We start from the raw sequence: 21,109 nt of genomic DNA on the forward strand, positions 1-21,109 counted from the left end.
ATGCTGATGACACTTGCCCAGCTTCTGGGTGTGATGCCTGGAGCCCGCCTTCGAGCGGGCATTTTTTTGTCCCTTTTAAATGCAGCCTTCGTTCGGTATGAGATTAGCAGTGCCAAACGCATCGCCGCCTTCCTCGCCCAGATCGGCCACGAATCCGCCGAATTGCGCTACGTGCGCGAGCTGGGCAGCGATCACTACCTCAGCAAGTACGACACCGGCACCCTGTCCGCCCGCTTGGGCAATACCCCGGAGGCGGATGGTGATGGGCAGAAGTACCGGGGCAGGGGGCTGATTCAGGTCACGGGACGGCGCAACTACCTGGCGTGCAGCCAGGCACTGTTTGGCGATGATCGCCTGCTGCAGCAACCGCAGTTGCTTGAACAACCCCAATGGGCCTGCGAATCCGCCGCCTGGTTCTGGCAAACCAACGGCCTCAACGAATTGGCCGACAAGGACCAGTTCACCACGATTACCCGGCGTATCAACGGCGGCCTGAACGGCCTGCAGGATCGCGTGCAATTGTGGGAACGGGCAAAGGCAGTGCTATGCGTTTCCTAGGCTGGTTGCGCTGGGTCGGCATTTGCCTGCTGCTTGCGCTGGTGTGGCAAGTGCAGGCCTGGCGCTATGGTGCGCAGCTTGAGCGGCAGGCGGCGGGCCATGCGCTGGCGCTCAGCCAGCAACGCCAGGCCGCGTTCGAACAGCAACAGGCAGAACAACAAAAACGCCTGGCCCTGGAGCAACAGCTCAACGCCAGTGACCAACAACACACCCAGGAGTTGAGCGATGCCCAACGTAACCAAGCTGCTCTGCGCGACCGCCTGGCCACTGCTGATGTGCGGTTGTCAGTCCTTCTCGACGCCACCGATCCCGCCGGCGGCGCGCTTGTGCCCGCCTGCGCCACCCCCGGCGGCGTGGTTCATGCAGCCCCACGAGCCCGACTTGACCCGGCGCATGCTCAGCGAATTATCCGCATCACCGACGACGGCGACAACGCCCTGATCGCCTTGCGTGCCTGCCAGGCCTATGTGCGGGCCGTCGCGCGTTAGTCTTTTGATGCACTCTGCAACTTGCATGACCGATGGGCTGCTGTAGGGTAGGCGAACCACCGCCCATTCCTGGAGATGACCGTGAAGGAAATCACTCAACTGGCTGCTGAACTGGGGCGCCGTTTGCAGGTGCTCAATGCCCATGTCACCACCGCCGAGTCCTGCACCGGCGGCGGTATTGCCGAAGCCATCACGCGCATACCGGGCAGTTCGGCGTGGTTCGAGGCGGGCTATGTTACCTATTCCAACCGACAGAAGACCCGGCAATTGAACGTACCGGAAAAGCTGTTTTCCAAAGTTGGCGCCGTCAGCCAGGAAGTGGTCGAAGCGATGGTGCGAGGGGCACAGGAAAAAAGTCTGGCGCGGTTTGCCGTGGCAGTCAGCGGCGTGGCGGGCCCGGACGGTGGTACGCGGGACAAGCCGGTGGGCACGGTATGGCTGGCGTTCGGCGTGGGCGATGAGGTCACGGCCGAGCTTGCGCACTTCCCCGGTAACCGCGATGAAGTCCGGCTACAAACGGTAAAAGCCGCGCTGGAGGGCTTGTTGCGACGAGCTGCAGCAGAAATAGACAATCAGGGGTAGGCGATCTTCGATCTTTGTGGAACAATACTGTCTACTTATACAGGTGTTGGCCGTCAGGCCTTATTGATTACGTGAGGACTTTAATGGACGACAACAAGAAGAAAGCCTTGGCTGCGGCCCTGGGTCAGATCGAACGTCAATTCGGCAAGGGTGCCGTAATGCGTATGGGCGATCACGACCGTCAGGCGATCCCGGCTATCTCCACTGGCTCTCTGGGTCTGGATATCGCGCTCGGCATTGGCGGCCTGCCAAAAGGCCGTATCGTTGAGATCTACGGTCCTGAATCTTCCGGTAAAACCACCCTGACCCTGTCGGTGATCGCCCAGGCTCAGAAAATGGGCGCCACCTGCGCATTCGTCGATGCCGAGCACGCCCTGGATCCTGAATACGCCGGCAAGCTGGGCGTCAACGTCGACGACCTGCTGGTTTCCCAGCCAGACACCGGTGAGCAAGCCCTGGAAATCACCGACATGCTGGTGCGCTCCAACGCCATCGACGTGATCGTGGTCGACTCCGTGGCTGCCCTGGTACCCAAGGCAGAAATCGAAGGCGAAATGGGCGACATGCACGTGGGCCTGCAAGCCCGTCTGATGTCCCAGGCGCTGCGTAAAATCACCGGCAACATCAAGAACGCCAACTGCCTGGTGATTTTCATCAACCAGATCCGTATGAAAATCGGTGTGATGTTCGGCAGCCCGGAAACCACCACCGGTGGTAACGCGCTGAAGTTCTACGCTTCGGTTCGTCTGGATATCCGTCGTACCGGTGCGGTGAAAGAAGGTGACGAGGTTGTCGGTAGCGAAACCCGCGTCAAAGTCGTGAAGAACAAGGTAGCCCCGCCTTTCCGCCAAGCAGAGTTCCAGATTCTTTATGGCAAAGGCATCTACCTGAACGGCGAGATGATCGACCTGGGCGTGCTGCACGGTTTTGTCGAGAAGTCCGGTGCCTGGTATGCCTACAACGGCAGCAAGATCGGTCAGGGCAAGGCCAACTCGGCCAAGTTCCTGGCAGACAACCCGGATATCGCCGCCACGCTTGAGAAGCAGATTCGCGACAAGCTGCTGACCCCTGCGCCAGACGTCAAAGCCGCCGCCAACCGTGAGCCGGTTGACGAGATGGAAGAAGCCGACACTGACATCTGAAGCAAACGATGACTGTTGTACTGGATACACTCGTTGCCGTTCGGCGCACTGCAATGGACCTGCTCGCACGTCGCGAGCATGGTCGAGTCGAGCTGACGCGCAAATTGCGTCAGCGCGGCGCAGAGCCCGAAATGATCGAAACGGCCCTCGACCGCTTGACGGAAGAAGGGCTGCTATCGGAAGCCCGATACCTCGAAAGCTTTGTGTCCTACCGCGCGCGCTCCGGTTATGGCCCTGCGCGGATTCGCGAAGAGTTGAGCCAGCGCGGCCTGCAACGTGCCGATATCGATCTCGCCCTGCGTGAGTGCGGTATCAGTTGGCAGTCGCAGCTGGAAGAGACTTGGCGCCGCAAGTTTTCAGGGCATCTGCCAATTGATGCCAGGGAGCGTGCGAAGCAAGGCCGCTTCCTGAGCTATCGCGGGTTTTCGATGGACATGATCAGCCGCTTGTTAAGCGGTCGGGACATAGACGACTGAACGCCACAAAACGAAAGGCCCACTATGAAAATAGTGGGCCTTTTTTTTCGCCTGCAAAAAATCACGCAGGCTGTGGCGTCACCCGCTGCTGCGTCTCACCCTGAGCCTGGACCCAGTTTTCCGGCAAGTTGATGTAATCCACCAATTCGCGCAATCGCCCTTGGTCGCGGCCATTGAAGTTGAAGACCAGTCGCGTCAAATGACTGAACCTTGGCTCGTCATGGTCTTCGCCTGTGTAGGCAAGCTGCTGGAACGCTCCGCTCAGCCGCAGGCTGGCAAACTCATCCTGCAAATGCGCCAGGGCTCGATCACTGAGTGGATGATTCATGCGCACTACGAACTCACGCTTCAGCCAGCGCGTTGAATGGAAGTTGGCATAAAACCGATTGATCTCGTCCACGGCTTCTTCTGCGCTGTAGACCAGGCGTATGAGCTTGAGGTCGGTCGGCAGGATATAGCGATTAGCCTCCAGCTGGCTGCGGATAAAATCCAGAGCGCCTTGCCAGAAGCCGCCGCCGGGTGCGTCCAGCAGTACCACCGGCACCAGTGGGCTTTTGCCGGTCTGGATCAGGGTCAGCACTTCCAGGGCTTCGTCCAGGGTGCCGAAACCACCCGGGCACAGGATCAGTGCGTCGGCTTCCTTGACGAAAAACAGTTTGCGGGTAAAGAAGAAGTGGAAGGACAGCAGGTTGTCGGTGCCGTCGATGGTCGGATTGGCATGCTGTTCAAACGGCAGGGTGATGTTGAACCCCAGGCTGTGCTCCAGGCCCGCGCCCTCATGCGCCGCAGCCATGATGCCGCCGCCGCCGCCGGTGATGACCATCAGGTCGGAACGCGCCAACGTTGCGCCTACTTCTCGAGCCAATGCATACAGGGGGCTTTCCACTGGCGTACGTGCCGAGCCGAACACCGTCACCTTGCGCCGCCCCTTGAACTGTTCGAGTACACGGAAGGCATGGTCCAACTCACGAATGGCGCGCAAGGTGATCTTGGCGTTCCAACGGTCGCGGTCATCCTGGGCCATGCGCAGAACGGTGAGGATCATGTCGCGATACAAGGGGATATTTGCACTGTTGGGGGCGATCAGCTGGAGTTGCGCGTCCACTTGTTGCGTGAGGTCGGTGCCATTTTGTTCAAAAAGCTGGAGCAGGGAGTCATTCGATTCATAAGGCATTCAACTTCTCCTTCTTCACAGGGCCTGGGTAGCCGACGAGCGTCGGCAGGGGCCGCGACACTGCATGTGTCGTTGCTTGCCGCAGGAGGGCAGGCCTCTTTTGCCCTGAAAAAACGTTGCAGAACAGCAGTGAATGCTGCTGCGGGCGGGCGGATGGAATGATGCGATCATGGGCCGAAAAACCCTTGGCTGGCAACCGCTTATTGGTCACTCGCCATGGCGTCAGTCGTTGAAGCGGGGGAGTGCGCGTCGCCAGGCAGCCACGCGCGAATGGCAAGCCAGGGTTACTTTTTCTTCTTGGTTGGAGCCGGGCAGTCGGCTTCGGCGAATTTTACCGAGGCTACAGGACGGTTGGTCTTGTTCTCGGTAATTTCGTAGCGCATCACCGCGCCCTTCGCCATCAGTTCTCGGTAGCCTGGGTTGGTGCATACGCTGCGGCCCAGTTGGAAATATACCGCCTTGGGATTGGCACGCATCTGTTCGGCGCGGTCAGGCAGCACGCTCAGATGATCAATCAGTTGCGTGCCTTCAACGGTGTAGGCCACTTCCAGAGTTTTTTCATCGATTTCCCGGGGCAGGTCCTTGTTGCTTTCGGTCGCGACGCTTTGCAGCTTCCGGTTCATTTGAGCCTCCAGCAGCGAGGCTGCGTGGGCGCCCACAGGCAAGGCCAGCGCGATAGCGACGGATGGGGCAACGAGGCGCAGCATGGAACGCAGCATCAAACTCTCCTGATTCGGTTACTGGTGCATAGACCAGCCACTGCGCTGTGCGTTCAGTGGCGCGCAATTATAGGTGAGCGCTTGCCACTACAGCCAGGCGTATCGCTGGTAAACTGCGCGCACTTCAATTGCTCTTGAGTGACCCTGTGTCGATTTACCCGTCCGTATGGCGCATCCGATGAGCCACGCCGTCTCCCGCTTGCGTACCGAGCGCCTGGCCCGAGCCGTCAGGCCTTTCCTTAATCGGGGATCGCGTGCCGAGCGATGCTCCGGTTGCCGAGTGATTCCCGAGTATTGCCTGTGCGCATGGCGACCAACGGTTCAGGCTAACGCTGCCATGTGCCTGTTGATGCACGACGTCGAACCGATGAAGCCCAGTAATACCGGCTGGCTGATCGCCGACGTTATCGACGACACCACGGCGTTCGCCTGGTCGCGCACCGAAGTCGATCCGGACCTGCTCACCTTGCTGGCCGATCCGCAGTGGCAGCCGTACATCGTGTTCCCCGGCGAATTCGTGGCGCCCGAGCGGGTGGTCAGCGCGGTGAATACCCAGGCGGGCAAGCGCCCACTGTTCATCCTGCTGGACGGCACTTGGAGCGAAGCGCGCAAGATGTTTCGCAAGAGCCCCTACCTGGAGCATTTGCCTGTGCTGAGCCTGGCGCCGGAGCAGCTGTCACGCTACAAGTTGCGCCGCTCCAAGCGTGATGATCATTTCTGCACCGCCGAGGTTGCCGCGCTGTGTCTGGAGTTGGCCGATGATCAGCTCGCCAGCGAAGTCCTGGACGCCTACCTCGATGTATTCAGCACGCATTATCTGGCCGCCAAGTTTCAGTTGCCTCTGGACGCGACGGACAGTGTCCACACGCGTTTGGCGCCTTATATCCCCGCGGCCTGACCCCTCGACGTTCGCATGATGGCACCTTAATCGCGTAACCCGCTAAAATCCCCATGGGCGTAGCGCTTGACCCCCCAGGCTGCGCTGGGCATGCTGGGCGCCGATTGGGGCGCTAGCTTGGTTTTTCGACGTTGTTTCGCATGTTTTTGACGTTGAGCGTGCCCCGTGGCGATGGCTGCCTGGCTGTTGCCTTGTGTACTGGCGGACCCTGAACCCATCAGGGCTCCCCTAAAAACAGGATCATTTAATCAATGGCCACATACGAAATCCTGATAGCCGATGACCACCCGCTGTTTCGCAGTGCGCTGCATCAGGCCGTAACCCTGGGCCTTGGCCCGGACGTGCGCCTGGTCGAAGTCGCCAGCATTGCCGAGCTGGAAGCCCGCCTGACTGAAAAATCCGACTGGGACCTGGTGCTGCTCGACCTGAACATGCCCGGCGCCTATGGTTTTTCGGGGTTGGTGCTGCTGCGCGGGCAATATCCGCAGATTCCCGTGGTGATGGTCTCGGCCCAGGAAGACGCCGATGTGGTGGTGCGCTCCAAGGAGTTCGGCGCCAGCGGCTTCATTCCCAAGTCCAGCGCGATGGAAGATATCCAAAAGGCTGTGCGTGCCGTACTGGACGGCGATGTGTCCTGGCCACCGCAAGCGTTTGAAGAAATCAACGTGTCCGACGAAGCCAAGGCGGCTCGTGATGGCTTGGCCAGTTTGACGCCCCAGCAGTTCCGCGTATTGACCATGGTCTGCGAGGGCTTGTTGAACAAGCAGATTGCCTACGAGCTGAGCGTGTCGGAAGCGACCATCAAGGCCCACGTCACGGCGATTTTCCGCAAGTTGGGGGTGCGAACGCGCACCCAGGCGGCGTTGCTCTTGCAACAACTTGAGTCAATTTCGCAGCATTAAGTTACAACCGGTTCACGCTTTTTTGACTTTGCGTGATCTAGCTTCCCCACTTCTTTGGTTCAGTTGCCTACATCTATGTCGCCTTTCAAGGGTCAAACCGGTATCAAACGTATCTTCAACGCAGGGGGCTATTCCCTGGATGGCCTGCGCGCGGCTTTCACCGGCGAGGCGGCGTTCCGCCAGTTGGTACTGCTGAACGTCATCCTGATTCCGTTGAGTTTTTTCCTGCAGGTCAGCCGCGTCGAACGGGCGTTGCTGATTGCCGTGTGCCTGCTGGCGCTGATCGTCGAATTGCTCAATTCTGCGGTGGAAGCGGCGATCGACCGCATTTCCCTGGACCGCCACCCGCTGTCGAAAAACGCCAAGGACATGGGCAGCGCCGCGCAATTCGTGGCCTTGACCATGATCACGCTGGTGTGGGCGGTCATTCTGATCTAACGATCAGGCGATGCTCGGCAATACGATTTCGTCGCTGCGCTGAACCCCGGCGGTAAAAGCGCGGCACAGTTCCAGGAACTCGCGCATCGCCGAGGTCTGGTACTTCTGCTTATGCCAGATAAAGTAGAACTGCCGGGCCAGGTCCAGGTCCGGGGTTTCTACCGGCACCAGGCTGCCACGCCGGAATGCATCGCGCAGTGCCAGTCGCGAAATGCAACCAATCCCCAAACCCGACTCCACTGCTCGTTTGATCGCCTCGGTGTGTTCCAGCTCCAGGCGGATATTCAGTGCGCTGCGATGATGGCGCATAGCCTGATCAAATGTCAGGCGCGTGCCTGAGCCTTGTTCCCGCAGGATCCACGCCTCATGGGTCAGCTCATCCATGCTGGCCACGCCACGCTTGGCCAAGTGATGCTGGGGCGCGCAGAACACCACCAGCTCATCCTCCACCCAGGTCTGCACCTCGATGTCCGGATGGCTGCAATCGCCTTCAATCAGACCCAGGTCAATTTCGTAATGCGCCACCTGATGCACGATATGCGCAGTGTTTTGCACATGCAGTTTCACCTGGCTCTCGGGGTGCTGCTGCATGAAGCTGCCGATCAGCAGGGTGGCCAGGTAATTGCCGATGGTCAGGGTGGCGCCCACGGCCAGTGAGCCAAAGCCGGACTTGCCGTTGAGCAGGTCCTCGATCTCCTTGGCCTGGTCCAGCAGGGCCACCGCTTGAGGCAGCAATTGATGCCCGAGCGCGTTGAGGCTCAGGCGTTTGCCGGCGCGGTCGAATAATTGGCAGCTGGATTGGCGCTCCAGCTCGGTAATCGACGTGCTGGCGGCGGATTGGGATAAGGCCAGAAGGCCAGCAGCGCGGGAGACGCTTTCCTGCTGGGCGACGGCAACGAAGACTTGCAGTTGACGGAGAGTGAATCGCATATCGATATAACCGATAACCCTTATCTTAATAATCCAGTTAACAGATATTGTCGCCGCCATTAGAATGCTGTGCAATTGCGCACTTCACCTTTGGCGCAGGCCCATTTCCAGGAGTCCCCCGTACATGAGCAACATGAACCACGAGCGTGTCCTCAGTGTTCATCACTGGAACGACACTCTGTTCAGCTTCAAGTGCACCCGCGATCCGGGTTTGCGCTTCGAGAACGGTCAGTTCGTGATGATCGGCCTGCAACAGCCCAACGGCCGCCCGCTCATGCGCGCCTACTCCATTGCCAGCCCGAACTGGGAAGAGCATCTGGAATTCTTCAGCATCAAGGTGCCGGATGGCCCGCTGACTTCCCAGTTGCAGCACTTGAAGGAAGGCGACGAGATCATCATCAGCAAAAAACCGACAGGCACCCTGGTGCTTGACGATTTGAAGCCGGGCAAACACCTGTACCTGCTCAGCACCGGCACGGGCCTCGCGCCATTCATGAGCGTGATCCAGGACCCGGAGACCTACGAGCGCTTCGAAAAAGTGATCCTGTGCCACGGCGTGCGTTACGTCAACGAAGTCGCCTACCGCGAATTCATCACCGAGCACCTGCCGCAGAACGAATTCTTCGGCGAGGCCTTGCGTGACAAGTTGATCTACTACCCGACCGTGACCCGCGAGCCGTTCGAAAACGAGGGCCGCCTGACCGACCTGATGCGCAGCGGCAAGCTGTTCAGCGACATCGGCCTGCCACCGATCAACCCCGAAGACGACCGTGCCATGCTGTGCGGTAGCCCAAGCATGTTGGACGAGACCAGCGAAGTGCTGAACAGCTTCGGTCTGAAAGTTTCGCCGCGCATGCGTGAGCCGGGTGATTATCTGATCGAGCGTGCGTTCGTCGAAAAATAAACGCGATAAAAAATGTGGGAGGGGGCTTGCTCCCGATAGCAGTGTGTCAGTCAACTCATCTGTGACTGAACCACCGCCATCGGGAGCAAGCCCCCTCCCACATTTTGTTTCCGGTCCATTCAGTTGGCTGGAAGTACTTCCAGCACACAAATAAGCCCCGCCTCGGGATAGTGCCAACGCACATCCACATCCCAGAACTGCACACCGTACTCGCGTTCAGGCCCGGGCGTCTGGTAGGCAGGGCGCGGGTCCTGCGCCAGGCACTGATCGATCAACTCCACCAACGGCTCGCCAAGACGCTGCGCATGGCCCTGGGCCTGTTGCAGTGCAGTCTTGAGCCACTGCACGCCAATCAGCTGCGGCGCACCGCTGGCGATGCGGTTGGTGGCGGTATCAACGCTGTCGGCATAGGGCACATACGGCTTGATATCCAGCACCGGCGTGCCGTCGAGCAAATCAATCCCGGAAATCCACAGGCGCCCCGGTTCTACCTTGTCCAGCTTTACCACCGACTGGCCGATGCCATTGGGGCGATGGGTCGCGCGGGTGGCGAAGACGCCCATGGCGGTGTTGCCGCCCAGGCGCGGCGGGCGCACTTTAAGGCGTGGCTTGTCTTCCAGCGCCTGGTGGAACAGAAACAGCAGCCACACATGGCTGACCTGCTCCAGGCCTTGCACCGCTTCGCCGCCATCGAACGGCGCCACCAGCTCCAGCACACCGCGGGCGGCCGGCGCCAGTTGCGGCTGGCGCGGGATAGCGAACTTCTCCTTGAAGCAGGAGCGTACGAAGCCGACGGGCGCGACCTGATAACTCATGGCTTACGCGCGAACCCGCAGCGTCAACCCCTTGAGGAAGTTGCGCAGCAACTGGTCACCACAGGTGCGGTAGTTGGTGTGACCGAACTTGCGGAACAGCGCGCTCAGCTCCGGCTTGGACACTGGGAACTCGGCAGCCTTGAGGATGGCGTGCATGTCGTCTTCCTTCAATTCGAAGGCCACGCGCAGTTTCTTCAGGATGATATTGTTGGTCACCGGGGTTTCGATCGGCTGCGGCGGACGGCTTTCGTCCTTGCCGCGCTTGAACATGACCAAGCCATCGAGGAAATGCGCCATCACCTCATCCGGGCAAAACACGAAGCCTTCTTCCTCATCTTTCTTGAGGTAAGTCAGCACGTCTTCCTTGGTTACGTCCATGCCGCCGAGCTTGATGATCTCGACCATCTTGTTGTCGCTGATGTCGAGCATGTAGCGCACGCTGCGCAGTACGTCGTTGTGAATCATGGTGGGCAATCCTGGTTTTCAACGGGGTAGACACTGCCCAGTCAGGCAGTGTCGGGAAAAGGGCACCGGCTTAGAACTTCTCTTTGCCGGACAGGTAACGCCATTGGCCCACGGGCACCTTGCCAATGGAGACGCCACCGATGCGAATGCGCCGGATGGCGACGACTTTCAAGCCAACGGCTTCGCAGAACAGCGCTATCACCCCCGGCTGCGGGTTTTTCAGCGCAAACCGCAGGCGGTTTTCGTTCTGCCAGCTGGCTTTCACAGCCGGCAGCTCCTTGCCTTTGTAGGTCAGGCCGTGGTTCAGGCGGTTGAGGCCGTGGGCCACGATGTCGCCCTCGACTTCCACCACGTATTCCTGCTCGATCTTGGCGGCATCGGCGGTCAATTTGCGCAGAATCTTCCAGTCCTGGGTGAATACCAGCAGGCCGCTGGCCTTGGCTTGCAGGTCGGCACTGGCGGTCAGGCGCAGGAAGTGACCCTTGAGCGGGCGCTTGCTGAAGCGGTGTTCTTCCGACAGGGTCTCGGCGCTGATCGACGCCATGGCCGTCTCGGCATCCATGCCCGCCGGAGCGTGCAGCAGGATGGTCACCGGCTCCGGCACCGTGGCTTTAGCTTCGGGGTCCAGCTCGACCTTCTGGGTGGTGACCTTGAACTGCGGTTCGTCGATCACTTCACCGTCCACCGAGACCCAGCCGCCTTCGATAAACAGCTCAGCCTCCCGACGGGAGCAACCGACCAGTTCGATAAGGCGTTTGGAGAGGCGTATGGGGTCAGTCATGACAAGGGCCGTAACAAAAGGGGGCGGCTATTGTACCTGTGTGGGGCCGGTTAATCCCGGCCCCATTTCAGCGCGGTGCTTTATTGATAAAGCGCGATTCAAAAGGTGGTCAGCCACTGCCTATGTGCTGCTGCTGGCGCAGGCGCATATGCAGCAACGGATAGGGCTGGCCCAGGCCGTCGTGTTCCGTGCGTCCGACCACTTCAAAGCCTTGCTTGAAGTAGAACCCCAGCGCCTGGGGGTTCTGCTCGTTCACGTCCAGCTCATCGGCATTCATGCACTCGATCGCATAGCGCAGCAATTGCCGGCCCAGGCCCTGGCCTCGAAAGGGTGGGTCGATAAACAGCATTTCGACCTTGCCCGCAGCCACCCCGGCGAACCCGGTGATGCGTTGGCGCGCGTCCTTGGTGCAGATCAGCATCACGGCGTCCAGATAGCGAGTCAGCACATGGTTTTTCAGGAGCAGGATGTAGCTGTCCGGCAAGAAGTCGTGGGTAGCCCGCACCGAGGCCTCCCAAATGCGTGTCAACTCTGGGTAGTCGCAGGTTTTAGGTGTGTGGATGACCGAATGCTGACGCATGCCCGCGACCCTTTGCCTTATTGGGAGTGATGGGCAAAACGATAGACGTAAAAAAGCCCCGCATCCTGTTCAGGAGCGGGGCTTTTTATTTTTTTACAATCAATCGCGCTTTTCAGCCCACAAGTCGTACTCGTCGGCGTCAGTCACCGTGCACCACACCTTATCGCCGGGTTTCAAGCCGCTGGCATCGTCGATAAACACGTTACCGTCGATTTCCGGCGCATCGAAGAAGCAACGGCCAACCGCGCCTTGCTCGTCGACTTCGTCGATCAGCACTTCGATCTCCTTGCCGATGCGCAGTTGCAGGCGCGCCGAGCTGATCGCCTGCTGGTGCGCCATGAAGCGCTCCCAACGGTCCTGCTTGACGTCGTCCGGCACCACGGCCAGGTCCAGCAGGTTGGCCGGGGCGCCTTCAACCGGCGAGTACTGGAAGCAGCCGACGCGGTCCAGCTGGGCTTCGGTCAGCCAGTCCAGCAGGTACTGGAAGTCTTCCTCGGTTTCGCCAGGAAAACCGACGATAAAGGTCGAGCGAATGATCAGGTCCGGGCAGATTTCGCGCCAGTTCTTGATGCGTGCCAGGGTCTTGTCTTCGAAGGCCGGGCGTTTCATGGCCTTGAGCACCTTGGGGCTCGCGTGCTGGAACGGGATGTCCAGGTACGGCAGGATCTTGCCGGCGGCCATCAATGGGATCAGCTCGTCAACGTGCGGGTACGGGTAAACGTAATGCAGGCGCACCCACACGCCCAGGCTGCTCAAGGCTTCGCAGAGTTCGGTCATGCGGGTTTTCACCGGCGCGCCATTCCAGAAACCGGTGCGGTATTTGACGTCGACGCCATAGGCGCTGGTGTCCTGGGAAATCACCAGCAGCTCTTTCACGCCGGATTTGACCAGGCGCTGGGCTTCGTCCAGCACGTCGCCGACCGGACGACTGACCAGCTTGCCGCGCATCGACGGAATGATGCAGAAGCTGCAGCTGTGGTTGCAGCCTTCGGAAATCTTCAGGTAAGCGTAGTGACGGGGGGTCAGCTTGATGCCTTGCGGCGGCACCAGGTCGATCAGCGGGTTGTGGTCCTGGCGCGGCGGCACCACGGCGTGTACGGCGTTGACCACCTGCTCATACTGCTGCGGGCCGGTCACGGCGAGCACGCTTGGGTGGACGTTGCGGATATTGCCTTCTTCCACGCCCATGCAGCCGGTCACGATGACCTTGCCGTTTTCCTTGATGGCTTCGCCGATCACTTCCAGGGATTCAGCCTTGGCCGAGTCGATGAAACCGCAGGTGTTGACCACCACCACGTCGGCGTCCTGGTAAGTGGACACGACGTCATAGCCTTCCATACGCAGTTGCGTGAGGATGCGCTCGGAGTCAACCAGAGCCTTCGGGCAACCCAGGGATACAAAGCCGACCTTGGGGTTGGCTTTTGCGATGGTGGTGGACATGTCTAACCTCGGTATTGAATGACGCCGCCAGTCGGGCACGACACGGCGGTACACGGGCGTTTGTGACGCCTCTGATCAAAAAGTGCGCAATTCTAGCGGCGGGCCACGCACTTGACCAGCTTTATGCAGGGAAATGCGACGAGTGCTGCGCTTGACCTGCGCGCCGTTCTGGTCGAGATCAGCCAGCACACCGGATTGCGCTTTCGCGTTCCGGATCGGCCCTGCGCCGGCGTAAAGGCGCCTATCTTCTACAGTTTCGCCGCTGGCTACCAAGCCATGGACGGCGTCGTCCGGGTTTTCAATATCCCCGACTTCATCTGGCAGCAGCAGGGGAACGGGGAGGTATTCGTGGGCAGTTGGGCCGACAGCTTCTTCGACGTTCGTTCGCCGCTGCAACTGCCTGTGGAACTGTTCGACGACTACCAGGGCAATCAAAGCGCGATGATTGCAGCACTTTCCGGGTTGCGACCAGGTGCAACAAATCAACCATGGCGAGCGTATCACCAGTGTGGCGCTCATCGACAACCAGATGGTCATCCGATGGACGACGCAATCCGCCGCAGCGTAGAACGACAATTCCCTGAACTTACCGGCGGTTACCACCTGCCACGCTTTGCACGGGTTGTCACCGTGGCCGATGCCCCGGCCGGCGCCGGCATCTGTAATGACTTCCGGCCGCGCTATGCGGTCGACATCGAGGTCATGGGGCCTGACGGCGAGCCAGACACCAAGCTGCCGATCCTGGCCGGCGTGCCTCTGCCCACTGGTGGCGAGGAAATGGGGATCTATGCGTTCCCCGAGGAAGGCACCCAAGTCGTGGTGTGCTTTGCCTACGGCCTGCCGCACAAGCCCTATATCCAAACGATCCTGCCCCACGGCCTGAGCCCCAGCGTGCCGAAAAGTGATCAGGTGTGGCAGCACAGCGAAGCCTGTCAGCAACGTGTTGACGCTGACGGCAACTGGCTGCGTCAGACTGACGGCAAGATTCTGGACAAGGCGATCGAGCGGGAAGTCGAGGCGATGGGGAATAAGGAGACGTTCCAGAATCACACCAGGACGGTGGACGACCATTCAACCGAGTCAGTGGGCGGAATCAAGACGATCGAGGCGTTGGGCGCGCTCAAGCTGCTTTCGGGCGGGTCCGCGAGCCTGGCGGCGGTGGATGATCTGCACCAAGCGACCGGGCGGGACTTGAACCTGGTTGTGGGGCAGAAGCACAACGCCACGGTGGGCGGCGATATGGAGGAAAGGATTCAGGGGCTGCGTAAGAGTGTGGCAGAGGTCAGCCAATGGCTGGTCGCACCCAAGACCTGGTTGGGATCTGAAGGAGTGAATGTGCTGCAGGTGCTGTGCGATTTGCTCGATCTGGTGCAGCAGATGAACGCCCAAATAGCGAGCCATACCCATGGGCCACGCCGCCACCAAGTAATGCTTCGGCATTCACCAGTTATGCGGCGCAGGCTACGGCGCTATCAGCGTCGATGGATCCGATTTCGATATAGCCCTCCTACCACATAACTCACCGCAAAGACTACCGGGGGAAAGATACGCCAGAAAACTCGTCGTTTTATACGTGATAAAACATGAATATTACGTTTTAAACTTCGTAGAGTCTCAATGGACGTTTATGGATCTGATAAAGGTCTTTGTATTGGTGTACGCAACTTTCCCTGGTTGTTTTATTTGCATTTTCATAGGCGCTAGCCATACATGGATAAGTTTTATTACCGCCCGTCGGGTAATTTCATTGATGTGGTTTCGACATCATTGTGTGCTTGATTAAACGGTGCGAGGAATAAGGATAGGGAAACCCCGGTAGTTACCGGGTTAAGTGCCTTTGGCCGAGAGAGGGGAGGTGCATAGAAATTGAAAAGACCCGCGTATGCGGGCCTTAAGGTGCAGATTTACAGGTTGCTTCCGTTGGGAAGACTTGTGCTATCGTCGCCCTAACTGCTCGACGCCGTATTGCTTTGTTACCGACATTTCAGAGCGTATGGCCCAGCGGCGCACCAGTCAAGCTCAGGCATGCGATCAAACGACGTAAGATACGAAGTAAGTTACGAAATAGTTTGAGGCTTAGTTTGAGGCTAAACCTTTACAGTTGTCGGTAAAGAATTGATTGCGCTTCGTTGCTCGTTGAGTAGGACATTCTGCGATTGCTTGCAAAGAACTGTAGGTCTTACCAAACTGTAAAGGATTGCTCTATGAAAACGGTCATAAAAAAACTGTTTCCCGAAGAACTGATTCGGTTGCTGCAGACGGCCTATTGGGTTGTTCGTTTGCTTCGAATCATTCAGCAACTCTAACCAGCAAATAGCGAGGGTCTTAGGCCCTCGCTTTTTTAACTATCCAAGTCTGCACCACCAGGACTGTGCATAGGCGCATCCATCAATGTATTCGATCCCGTTCAGCACAAAGCCCGAGGGAGCCATCCCCGAGAGTGTAGCGTCCAGCAAATGAGGAAGGGGGCTAGGCTCAAGCGGCATTCCTTTGTGCAGTACGGCTATGTTAGAGCTGCGCCCTAACTCGTCGGAAATCCCCGCGTTTACTCGCACGTCTCCCGCTATGGCCGGATACCGACGCCTTTCTTCAGGGGGCAGCGGCACGCCCTTGCACCGCATCGGTGTGACCAGCATATGCATAGACACCTCTCGCTCAAATGTTGCCTGATTCTTCAAGGCGTGCTTCTACAGCATAAGCCAGAGCACTGTCGGCTAGCTCAAGTAGGTCGCACAGCTCGTCTCGCTCGATCAATTGTGCTCTGTACAGCTCGTGCGCCTGCAGCAAGAGGGTCCTATGGTGGGCACCAGGATGTTGGAGCAGTGCAGACTGATCCCACAGAAATAACATCCATGTCTCACCGGTCCATGCCTTGGATAGGTTGGCAGCATTCATAGATACACCAAAAAATATACTGTATATGCAGACAGTATGTGGTGTGGCTCGATTGCGAGGCTGGAGATCCGACGAAGTGCAGGGAGAGGGTCGGATCTTAGGGCGTGAAGAAAAAAATGGACGAAAAAGCAGTTATCCCCCTCCCGCCGACAGGCTTTGTGCCCCTTTTAAATGCAAAGGTGGAGATAGTGGTATTGGAACTCCAGCCTAGGCCGGCCGGTGGCTTCCGCGGGCGAAAGACATTTACACAGAATGCAACGTTTTCTAAGAAAGTGTCATATGGATGCAATGCGCACCTAACCCATTCGAATGGAGAAGACTGCTGAAAGCCCCGGCGTGCTTGGCTAAGAGTTTTAAAATACCGATTTCAAGGTGTTTTCGAAATCGGTAACGGTCTGGAGATCGTACTCGGACAGTGTCGTTTCATGACGCGACCATTCAATGGAGCTAAGGTGGGCTTGGGCTGGAGGCTAGTTTTTCGTCAGATGAAAATTGCATTAACTCGCACAACAAAACCTCTTAAGAAATGCCGCAAACGTCGTTGAAAAAAAACGGTAAGGGTGTGCGAACCAGGAAAATTAGCTTTTTGGTATGCTTGATTATCGTAAACTGGGGTCAGCGATGGCGTGCAGGCCCGTTTAGGACCTGTGCCAAAAAACCGTATGTATTTCTCCTACAGCTCACTTCTTTTCTGTGAGATAAAAGTTGTGCCCTAAATCGATGAAAACTAAATAAAAAGTATTAAGGTCGTATGGGGCTTCACCCTTTTCTTCTTTGTTTTTCGCATCTCCAGGAATTGTGAAGCCGACAAGTCTACCAAGGTTGTCAATTCTGAAGCGGCCCCAGTGCGCATCATTTGGAACAAATTTAGGAAATGTAAAGTTGGTCTTTTTAGGAAAGCCGGGGTAGTCCTCGTATATTTTCAGGCCCTGCGAGCCGCACCGCTTATTGCGCCAGTAGTTCAGTGGCTGAGTCGTATAATTAACAATCTTCGCTTGGATCGAACTCAGAGTTTCAATGGTGAGAGCGGAAAAGTCGGAACCGTGCTCTTGAGTGTTGTCGAAAAAAGATAAATTAAATTTGCACCTGTTATTGATGTCACTTGTACTTATTAGAGTGTCTGGATACTGGCCTATAAATTTTTTCTTCAGCGGGTTGGAAAATTTTTTCATATTTTTGGAACCCCGCCAAGCTTACCGTCCCTGTAAAGCCCGGAAATTGGACGGTCATTTCTAATTATTTCTCCTGGGATTTCGTCTAGACGATAGCAATAACTTTCGCTGAACTCTTTCGCTACTAAATAAGTTCGGTATTTGCCGAGATAGTCCATGATCTCCAAGTTATGAGAAGTAAATATAAACTGAGCGTCTTTAGGGTTGGTGTGTTTATCTAAGAATAGATTCAAAATCTGGGGTAGAAGAGCAGGGTGATAGTTGGTATCAAATTCATCCATGATCAAGACACCTCCATCTTCAAGGACTCGAAAATATTGGGATAATCTACGGAAAAGGGCGGTTGTCCCATCCGACTCTTCCCAGTACGTTAGCCATCTTTCTTCATCGATTCCGTCATTTCGTTCGTGATGGAATATCGGAAAATATCGGGGGTCGCCATTTTCCTTAACTCCCTCATGGATCACAATGTCAGTTATTCCAAGGTCGGAGTTCTTAATTATGCGTTTCGCGAACTCTAATGCTTCTGGGTTTCTATGGTAGAACTCACAAATTTTGTCGTGGTCATAAATTTCAGTGTCATGCATAGGGCCTAGACCCGTTACATTACCTCTAAAATTTCTGAAGAAGTTGTACACATTTGTAATGTCTTCTCCAATGTTGTCTAGCTTGTAATGCATAATGGTGTCGATCATAGATGCATTCGATCTTAGCGAAATAATCTTGGCCGAGTTTAACTCTGAAACGTTGCTAACGATCTCGTTTTCTTTTCTTTCTATCAGCGGAATAGTCCGTGCGATTTTTTTGGAGATAGCCTCGCGAAGAATTTTTGTAGGTGTTAGCGTCAATTCGTAAGTGTACTTAATATTTTTTTCGACAAAATTTATATAAAAATCAATGGGCTTTAAATTGTCAAAAAAACTTGCCACAGGCAAAGGGTCTTCGGGATTTGCTCTGAACGAACGTGAAGTAACGAATGCTAGAAATTGCAAGCATTTTAAAATATTGGTTTTCCCTGAAGCATTCCCTCCTTTTATGCCAAGTATGGTTGAAGTTTTTTTTGATTTTGAAATTGCTTTAGGGACCTTAGAGTTGAGTTCGAGCGAGACCTCAAATCCGTCCTTAAAAGAGAAATAATTTTTAGCCCCAAATGAAAGTATCATACCTGCCCTTAATCGAGTAACCCGTCAAAAATGACGCGAGTCGAGGATAAGGTAAATAGGTTGCGAGCGCCAGAGATATGTGCATTTGCGAGGCTTATTTGATGGGCGTGCCCATATGGGAGGGTGACCGTTCAGAAAGTCTGTCCGACAAGCGGCGAGGCAGGAAGTTGTCATATGGACCGCAGATGCAATGCTCAGGCGGATTGAGAGGGTCCAAAGTAAGCGATAAAGCACCCTCAAAACGAAGATCACATTTGTATAGATTGGCAATCGTAAGGCCAACCCAGGGATACAAAACCGACCTTGGGGTTGGCTTTTGCGATGGTGGTGGACATGTCTAACCTCGGTATTGAATGACGCCGCCAGTCGGGCACGACACGGCGGTACACGGGCGTTTGTGACGCCTCTGATCAAAAAGTGCGCAATTCTAGTGGCGGGCCACGCACTTGACCAGCTTTATGCAGGGAAATGCGACGAGTGCTGCGCTATGCTTCGCGCCGTTGCGCGTAGGTAAAATCCTAAGGTCAACAAAACGTCTGTTACGTGAAGTAAAACAGCGCATGCTAGGGGCCGTTTGGGCACGTTGTTTATAAAAGACCTCAGGTCAAAGGGCAGGAGTGGTTGATGGGTCAGGCAAGTAGTCAGGCAGCGGGTGCCGAGCATTCAAACGCCAAGCCGATTGGCATGCTGGTGGCAGCGGTAGGGGTGGTGTACGGCGATATCGGCACCAGCCCGCTCTACACCCTTAAAGAGGTGTTCAACGGCGGTTATGGAGTGCAGGTCAACCATGACGGCGTATTGGGGATCCTGGCGCTGATCTTCTGGTCGCTGATCTGGGTCGTGTCGATCAAGTACATGCTGTTTGTGCTGCGCGCCGATAACCAGGGCGAAGGCGGCATCATGGCACTGACCGCCCTGGCACGCCGGGCGGCAGGGGAGCGCAGGAAGTTGCGCAGCTTCCTGGTGGTGTGCGGCTTGTGCGGCGCAGCGCTTTTCTACGGCGACAGCATGATCACCCCGGCGATTTCGGTGTTGTCGGCCGTCGAGGGCCTGGAACTGGCTTTCGATGGCCTGGAACGGTGGGTAGTCCCTATCGCGCTGGTGGTACTGGTGGCGCTGTTCCTGATCCAGAAACACGGCACAGACCGCATCGGCAAGCTGTTCGGCCCGGTGATGGTGACCTGGTTCCTGGTGCTTGGCGGCCTCGGCGTGTATGGCATCACCCTGCACCCTGAGGTGCTCAGCGCCATGAACCCGATGTGGGCCGTGCGCTTCTTCGAGGCGCACCCCGGAATTGGCGTGGCCATCCTCGGCGCGGTGGTGCTGGCCCTGACCGGGGCGGAAGCGCTGTATGCCGACATGGGCCACTTCGGCCGCAAACCCATCGCCCGCGCCTGGTTCATCCTGGTGTTGCCGGCGCTGGTGCTCAACTATTTCGGCCAGGGCGCCATGCTGCTGGGCGATCCGGAAGCGGCCCGCAACCCGTTCTACCTGCTGGCGCCGAGCTGGGCGCTGGTCCCGCTGGTGGTGCTGTCGACCCTGGCCACGGTGATTGCCTCCCAGGCGGTGATTTCCGGTGCGTTCTCGTTGACGCGCCAGGCGATCCAGTTGGGCTATATCCCGCGCATGCACATTCAACATACCTCCAGCGCCGAACAGGGCCAGATCTATATCGGCGCGGTGAACTGGTCGCTGATGGTCGGCGTGATCCTGTTGGTGCTGGGCTTCGAGTCTTCCGGTGCGTTGGCGTCGGCCTATGGCGTAGCGGTGACCGGCACCATGCTGATGACCACGATCCTGGTGTCTGCGGTGATGCTGCTGCTGTGGAAATGGCCGCCGGTGCTGGCGGTGCCGGTGTTGCTCTGCTGCCTGTTGGTGGACGGGCTGTACTTTGCCGCCAACGTGCCGAAGATCATCCAGGGCGGTGCCTTCCCGGTATTGGCCGGGATCGTGCTGTTCGTGCTGATGACCACCTGGAAGCGCGGCAAGCAATTGCTCGTCGAGCGCCTCGACGAAGGCGGCCTGCCGCTGCCGATATTCATCAGCAGTATCCGCGTGCAGCCGCCCCATCGCGTGCAGGGCACGGCAGTGTTCCTCACGGCGCGGCCTGACGCCGTGCCCCACGCGCTGTTGCACAACCTGCTGCATAACCAGGTGCTGCACGAGCAGGTGGTGCTGCTGACCGTGGTCTACGAAGACATCCCGCGTGTGCCTGCGACGCGGCGTTTCGAAGTAGACGCCTATGGCGAAGGGTTCTTCCGGGTGATCCTGCACTTCGGCTTTACCGATGAGCCGGACGTGCCCGAGGCGCTGAAGCTGTGCCATCTGGATGAACTGGATTTCAGCCCGATGCGCACCACCTACTTCCTCAGCCGTGAAACCGTGATCGCCTCGCGCATCAAGGGCATGGCGCGTTGGCGCGAAGCGTTATTCGCGTTCATGCTGAAGAATGCCAACGGCAACCTGCGCTTCTTCAAACTCCCGGTCAACCGGGTGATCGAACTGGGCACCCAGGTCGAAATGTAAGGCGCTGCCCTGCGGGAGCCGGCAATGGCTCCCGGTTTACTTCTGAACCGTTTACCTCTGA

General features: G+C 57.3%; 20 protein-coding genes and 2 pseudogenes. 12 read left to right on the top strand and 10 right to left on the bottom strand.

What is annotated here, in order from left to right:
* The 5 genes from C4J88_RS05695 (at position 1) to recX (ending at position 3,246) form a co-directional block, all read left to right on the top strand.
* Positions 1–558: a glycoside hydrolase family 19 protein gene (locus C4J88_RS05695; RefSeq protein WP_124406422.1), complete on the top strand. Its 558-nt coding sequence runs from the start codon at positions 1–3 to the stop codon at positions 556–558.
* Entirely contained in the window at positions 546–1,046 is a 501-nt protein-coding gene (locus tag C4J88_RS05700; protein WP_124406423.1) for a lysis system i-spanin subunit Rz, read from the top strand. Before C4J88_RS05695 ends, C4J88_RS05700 begins: the two co-directional genes overlap by 13 nt.
* Positions 1,047–1,127: 81 nt before the next feature.
* Positions 1,128–1,628, top strand: coding sequence for a CinA family protein (locus tag C4J88_RS05705; protein WP_124406424.1), 501 nt, complete (start codon positions 1,128–1,130; stop codon positions 1,626–1,628).
* An 83-nt stretch (positions 1,629–1,711) separates the two neighbouring features.
* The gene (recA, locus tag C4J88_RS05710; RefSeq protein WP_005785454.1) at positions 1,712–2,770 is read left to right on the top strand and encodes a recombinase RecA; all 1,059 of its coding nucleotides are present in this window, start codon (positions 1,712–1,714) and stop codon (positions 2,768–2,770) included.
* A gap of 8 nt (positions 2,771–2,778) precedes the next feature.
* Complete coding sequence (recX, locus tag C4J88_RS05715) at positions 2,779–3,246, top strand: recombination regulator RecX (protein ID WP_124406425.1); 468 nt, start codon at positions 2,779–2,781, stop codon at positions 3,244–3,246.
* A gap of 61 nt (positions 3,247–3,307) precedes the next feature.
* Here the strand turns inward: recX and C4J88_RS05720 are convergent, their stop codons facing one another.
* Positions 3,308–4,420, bottom strand: a complete 1,113-nt coding sequence (locus C4J88_RS05720) for a TIGR00730 family Rossman fold protein (protein ID WP_124366037.1) — start codon at positions 4,418–4,420, stop codon at positions 3,308–3,310.
* A 284-nt stretch (positions 4,421–4,704) separates the two neighbouring features.
* Positions 4,705–5,139, bottom strand: coding sequence for a PA3611 family quorum-sensing-regulated virulence factor (locus C4J88_RS05725; protein ID WP_124366038.1), 435 nt, complete (start codon positions 5,137–5,139; stop codon positions 4,705–4,707).
* Positions 5,140–5,317: 178 nt separating this feature from the next.
* Between C4J88_RS05725 and C4J88_RS05730 the strand changes: the two genes are divergently transcribed.
* The 3 genes from C4J88_RS05730 to C4J88_RS05740 all read left to right on the top strand — a co-directional run bounded on the left by C4J88_RS05730 (position 5,318) and on the right by C4J88_RS05740 (position 7,377).
* Positions 5,318–6,037 carry a tRNA-uridine aminocarboxypropyltransferase gene (locus C4J88_RS05730; RefSeq protein WP_124406426.1) on the top strand — a complete coding sequence of 240 codons (720 nt, stop codon included), beginning with the start codon at positions 5,318–5,320 and terminating at the stop codon, positions 6,035–6,037.
* 251 nt (positions 6,038–6,288) lie between these two features.
* The gene (erdR, locus tag C4J88_RS05735; RefSeq protein WP_124366040.1) at positions 6,289–6,939 is read left to right on the top strand and encodes a response regulator transcription factor ErdR; all 651 of its coding nucleotides are present in this window, start codon (positions 6,289–6,291) and stop codon (positions 6,937–6,939) included.
* A gap of 75 nt (positions 6,940–7,014) precedes the next feature.
* Positions 7,015–7,377, top strand: a complete 363-nt coding sequence (locus tag C4J88_RS05740) for a diacylglycerol kinase (protein ID WP_003189051.1) — start codon at positions 7,015–7,017, stop codon at positions 7,375–7,377.
* Positions 7,378–7,380: 3 nt separating this feature from the next.
* Here C4J88_RS05740 and C4J88_RS05745 read toward each other — a convergent pair whose 3' ends face one another.
* Entirely contained in the window at positions 7,381–8,307 is a 927-nt protein-coding gene (locus C4J88_RS05745; protein ID WP_010212678.1) for a LysR family transcriptional regulator, read from the bottom strand.
* Between the two features lie 124 nt (positions 8,308–8,431).
* Between C4J88_RS05745 and fpr the strand changes: the two genes are divergently transcribed.
* The gene (fpr, locus tag C4J88_RS05750; RefSeq protein WP_003189055.1) at positions 8,432–9,211 is read left to right on the top strand and encodes a ferredoxin-NADP reductase; all 780 of its coding nucleotides are present in this window, start codon (positions 8,432–8,434) and stop codon (positions 9,209–9,211) included.
* Positions 9,212–9,330: 119 nt separating this feature from the next.
* On the opposite strand, the gene tsaA is transcribed toward fpr, so the two are convergent.
* The 5 genes from tsaA to rimO form a co-directional block, all read right to left on the bottom strand.
* Positions 9,331–10,026: a tRNA (N6-threonylcarbamoyladenosine(37)-N6)-methyltransferase TrmO gene (gene tsaA / locus C4J88_RS05755; RefSeq protein WP_124366041.1), complete on the bottom strand. Its 696-nt coding sequence runs from the start codon at positions 10,024–10,026 to the stop codon at positions 9,331–9,333.
* A 3-nt stretch (positions 10,027–10,029) separates the two neighbouring features.
* Positions 10,030–10,491, bottom strand: coding sequence for a DUF1456 family protein (locus C4J88_RS05760; protein WP_124361554.1), 462 nt, complete (start codon positions 10,489–10,491; stop codon positions 10,030–10,032).
* 70 nt (positions 10,492–10,561) lie between these two features.
* Positions 10,562–11,272 (bottom strand): rRNA pseudouridine synthase, encoded by a 711-nt coding sequence (locus tag C4J88_RS05765; protein ID WP_124366042.1) that lies wholly within the window; start codon positions 11,270–11,272, stop codon positions 10,562–10,564.
* 109 nt (positions 11,273–11,381) lie between these two features.
* On the bottom strand, positions 11,382–11,852 hold the full coding sequence (locus C4J88_RS05770; RefSeq protein WP_124406427.1) for a GNAT family N-acetyltransferase: 471 nt from the start codon (positions 11,850–11,852) through the stop codon (positions 11,382–11,384).
* Between the two features lie 99 nt (positions 11,853–11,951).
* Complete coding sequence (gene rimO / locus C4J88_RS05775; RefSeq protein WP_124406428.1) at positions 11,952–13,292, bottom strand: 30S ribosomal protein S12 methylthiotransferase RimO; 1,341 nt, start codon at positions 13,290–13,292, stop codon at positions 11,952–11,954.
* 150 nt (positions 13,293–13,442) lie between these two features.
* On the opposite strand from rimO, the pseudogene C4J88_RS05780 reads away from it, so the two are divergent.
* Together C4J88_RS05780 and C4J88_RS05785 are read left to right on the top strand one after the other, a co-directional pair.
* Positions 13,443–13,860, top strand: a pseudogene (locus C4J88_RS05780) (hypothetical protein); the annotation flags it as partial.
* A pseudogene (locus tag C4J88_RS05785) lies at positions 13,833–14,794 on the top strand (hypothetical protein). The pseudogenes C4J88_RS05780 and C4J88_RS05785, both read left to right, overlap by 28 nt.
* Positions 14,795–16,867: 2,073 nt before the next feature.
* On the opposite strand, the gene C4J88_RS05800 reads toward C4J88_RS05785, so the two are convergent.
* Both C4J88_RS05800 and C4J88_RS05805 read right to left on the bottom strand, forming a co-directional pair.
* On the bottom strand, positions 16,868–17,359 hold the full coding sequence (locus tag C4J88_RS05800; protein WP_124406430.1) for a hypothetical protein: 492 nt from the start codon (positions 17,357–17,359) through the stop codon (positions 16,868–16,870).
* Entirely contained in the window at positions 17,356–18,522 is a 1,167-nt protein-coding gene (locus tag C4J88_RS05805; protein WP_124406431.1) for an ATP/GTP-binding protein, read from the bottom strand. Before C4J88_RS05805 ends, C4J88_RS05800 begins: the two co-directional genes overlap by 4 nt.
* A 624-nt stretch (positions 18,523–19,146) precedes the next feature.
* Here C4J88_RS05805 and C4J88_RS05810 point away from each other — a divergent pair.
* Positions 19,147–21,048: a potassium transporter Kup gene (locus C4J88_RS05810; RefSeq protein ID WP_124361561.1), complete on the top strand. Its 1,902-nt coding sequence runs from the start codon at positions 19,147–19,149 to the stop codon at positions 21,046–21,048.
* Positions 21,049–21,109: the final 61 nt, after the last annotated feature.

The sequence above is a fragment of the Pseudomonas sp. R4-39-08 genome, assembly GCF_003852275.1.
Lineage (GTDB): Bacteria > Pseudomonadota > Gammaproteobacteria > Pseudomonadales > Pseudomonadaceae > Aquipseudomonas.

Bases quoted from the DNA above. Each gene is read 5' to 3' on its own strand.
- C4J88_RS05695 (WP_124406422.1), top strand. From the start codon at position 1: ATGCTGATGACACTTGCCCAGCTTCTGGGTGTGATGCCTGGAGCCCGC.
- C4J88_RS05700 (WP_124406423.1), top strand. From the start codon at position 546: ATGCGTTTCCTAGGCTGGTTGCGCTGGGTCGGCATTTGCCTGCTGCTT.
- recA (WP_005785454.1), top strand. From the start codon at position 1,712: ATGGACGACAACAAGAAGAAAGCCTTGGCTGCGGCCCTGGGTCAGATC.
- recX (WP_124406425.1), top strand. From the start codon at position 2,779: ATGACTGTTGTACTGGATACACTCGTTGCCGTTCGGCGCACTGCAATG.
- C4J88_RS05720 (WP_124366037.1), bottom strand. From the start codon at position 4,420: ATGCCTTATGAATCGAATGACTCCCTGCTCCAGCTTTTTGAACAAAAT.
- C4J88_RS05725 (WP_124366038.1), bottom strand. From the start codon at position 5,139: ATGCTGCGTTCCATGCTGCGCCTCGTTGCCCCATCCGTCGCTATCGCG.
- C4J88_RS05730 (WP_124406426.1), top strand. From the start codon at position 5,318: ATGAGCCACGCCGTCTCCCGCTTGCGTACCGAGCGCCTGGCCCGAGCC.
- erdR (WP_124366040.1), top strand. From the start codon at position 6,289: ATGGCCACATACGAAATCCTGATAGCCGATGACCACCCGCTGTTTCGC.
- C4J88_RS05740 (WP_003189051.1), top strand. From the start codon at position 7,015: ATGTCGCCTTTCAAGGGTCAAACCGGTATCAAACGTATCTTCAACGCA.
- C4J88_RS05745 (WP_010212678.1), bottom strand. From the start codon at position 8,307: ATGCGATTCACTCTCCGTCAACTGCAAGTCTTCGTTGCCGTCGCCCAG.
- fpr (WP_003189055.1), top strand. From the start codon at position 8,432: ATGAGCAACATGAACCACGAGCGTGTCCTCAGTGTTCATCACTGGAAC.
- tsaA (WP_124366041.1), bottom strand. From the start codon at position 10,026: ATGAGTTATCAGGTCGCGCCCGTCGGCTTCGTACGCTCCTGCTTCAAG.
- C4J88_RS05760 (WP_124361554.1), bottom strand. From the start codon at position 10,491: ATGATTCACAACGACGTACTGCGCAGCGTGCGCTACATGCTCGACATC.
- C4J88_RS05765 (WP_124366042.1), bottom strand. From the start codon at position 11,272: ATGACTGACCCCATACGCCTCTCCAAACGCCTTATCGAACTGGTCGGT.
- C4J88_RS05770 (WP_124406427.1), bottom strand. From the start codon at position 11,852: ATGCGTCAGCATTCGGTCATCCACACACCTAAAACCTGCGACTACCCA.
- rimO (WP_124406428.1), bottom strand. From the start codon at position 13,292: ATGTCCACCACCATCGCAAAAGCCAACCCCAAGGTCGGCTTTGTATCC.
- C4J88_RS05800 (WP_124406430.1), bottom strand. From the start codon at position 17,359: ATGAAAAAATTTTCCAACCCGCTGAAGAAAAAATTTATAGGCCAGTAT.
- C4J88_RS05805 (WP_124406431.1), bottom strand. From the start codon at position 18,522: ATGATACTTTCATTTGGGGCTAAAAATTATTTCTCTTTTAAGGACGGA.
- C4J88_RS05810 (WP_124361561.1), top strand. From the start codon at position 19,147: ATGGGTCAGGCAAGTAGTCAGGCAGCGGGTGCCGAGCATTCAAACGCC.